This window comes from Sulfuricurvum sp. RIFCSPLOWO2_12_FULL_43_24 (assembly GCF_001829605.1).
GTDB lineage: Bacteria > Campylobacterota > Campylobacteria > Campylobacterales > Sulfurimonadaceae > Sulfuricurvum.
The window spans coordinates 1-1,890 of the sequence record NZ_MIBT01000024.1 but is presented as its reverse complement, the minus strand read 5'-3'; the positions used below and the strand labels follow the sequence as shown (position 1 = coordinate 1,890).

General features: G+C 44.0%; 3 protein-coding genes. 1 reads left to right on the top strand and 2 read right to left on the bottom strand.

Annotated elements, in window-relative coordinates; genetic code table 11:
• Window positions 1–53: 53 nt before the first annotated feature.
• Window positions 54–659 carry an NAD(P)H-dependent oxidoreductase gene (locus A3G19_RS02515; protein ID WP_015654617.1) on the bottom strand — a complete coding sequence of 202 codons (606 nt, stop codon included), beginning with the start codon at window positions 657–659 and terminating at the stop codon, window positions 54–56.
• 10 nt (window positions 660–669) lie between these two features.
• Window positions 670–1,257: an NAD(P)H-dependent oxidoreductase gene (locus A3G19_RS02510; protein WP_015654616.1), complete on the bottom strand. Its 588-nt coding sequence runs from the start codon at window positions 1,255–1,257 to the stop codon at window positions 670–672.
• 102 nt (window positions 1,258–1,359) lie between these two features.
• Between A3G19_RS02510 and A3G19_RS02505 the strand changes: the two genes are divergently transcribed.
• Window positions 1,360–1,701, top strand: coding sequence for a helix-turn-helix domain-containing protein (locus A3G19_RS02505; RefSeq protein WP_015654615.1), 342 nt, complete (start codon window positions 1,360–1,362; stop codon window positions 1,699–1,701).
• Window positions 1,702–1,890: the final 189 nt, after the last annotated feature.

Here is a 1,890-nt window from a genome sequence, read left to right as displayed (position 1 = left end):
TAAAAAAATTCATAAAATCAGCTCAAGATTTTTGTTTCTTGCGCTGTAATGCTTTAGAGATAGCTCACCAATTCGGAGAGTTCGGAACGATGGAGCGGCGGTTGTTCGTTGACACGGTAGCCAAACGGCACGAGTAATGCAATCCCGTACTTGGACGTATCGATCCCCATGATTTTCTCTACCGCTGCTTGGTCAAACCCTTCCATTGGGCATGAATCGATGCCGATAGATGCGGCAGCAGACATCATATTAGCCGCCGCAATATAAACCTGACGTGCTGACCAACACTCTAAAGCCTCGTCGCTTCGCGGATCGATCCACTGGCTGTACATCCCTAACAACGCATCGGGATAATGAAACTTCTCAAATTCGTTTTGGACATAAGCGTCGGTACTGCGGACATTTTTTTTGTAGCCTATCGCGATCACTTCCGATGAGGTAGTGATTTGAGGCTGATTCCATGCGACAGCTTGGATCGCTTCGCGCATAGCGGTGTCACGGATCACGAAAAATTGCCATTGCTCCATTCCAAACGAGCTAGGGCTGAGGCGTCCCGCTTCGAGGATAAAGGTTAAATTCTCACTACTCATTGTTTTAGTTGTGTCGAACAGTTTGCACGCATGGCGGAAGTGCATCGCTTTTTCAAAATCGTTTCGCATAAGATTCTCCTTACAGGGTATTTTTTAAGTGTTGTTGCAATCCGCTTAGGACGCCGTTGATGTCAAATTCGGATTTATAGACATCGTACACCGCGTAACTCGGATAGGGTGCTGCGCCGCAAAACCGGAACGTTTTATGAAGGGCGACATTCGCCTCATCCAAACTCAATCCCTCGAAAAAACCTTGCGGATTATTAAATTCGCTTTCCGGACAGTTGTAAGTAAAGCTGAGCATGTACCGCTTTTGATTCATTAATCCACCGCTTCCATACATTTTTGTTGGGTCGGTTCGATTTCTGCCATCACTCGAGTAGGTGATGGTATTGACACCTGCGGAGAAAATCTCATCGATATACTTTTTCCCGAGCCACGGCAGACCCATCCAATATACCGGTGATTGCACGAAAAACAGATCTGCCCATTTGAATTTTTCCAACTCTTCGGCGACATCATATCCCTCTTCAATAGTTGTCTCCCGGACTTCATATCCGTTATTGAGAAAAAATGATTTTGCTTCTTTGAGAAGATCTCTTGTTAAATTCCCGTTGGCGCCCCCTTCGTATTTTTGGTGCAGGTTCAATAGTAATACGTGTTTCACACTGGTTCCTTTATGGTTTTATCAGGTGAGATTCTATAGCATACGGTATTTTATGTCAATAACGTACTAAAAAGTACTATACACACTAAAAGGTAACTATTAATGATCGACGAATCGCGTTTTAATTGCCCCTTTGAACTAACGATTGAGCTGATCGGCGGGAAGTGGAAAGGGTTGATTTTGTGGCATCTGCTCGATAAGAAGGTACTGCGTAACGGGGAGATGCTCCGTCTGATGCCCCGCATTACTCAAAAGATGCTGACCCAACAGTTGCGAGAGATGGAAGAGAACGGACTTGTCAGCCGTGTCATCTATGAACAAGTACCGCCCAAAGTCGAATACAGTCTCACATCACACGGCGAAGCACTGCGTCCCATCCTTAATCAGATGATTGAGTGGGGCGTGGAGTATGCACGGGATAAGAATATTACGATTGCCTGCTGAAGCAGATCAAAAACCTTATTGCATAAAAAATGTTGTAAATTTATTAACATCGATTCGATGTATTTATCATCGCATTTTTATCTTCATACCCTAATGTCAAGATTTTAGTTCTTGACTTTAATCCTCGGAAACTTTAACTTGGTAGCTACCCAGTGTTATTTCTTCTCCTGTCTTTTTATCGATTACGAT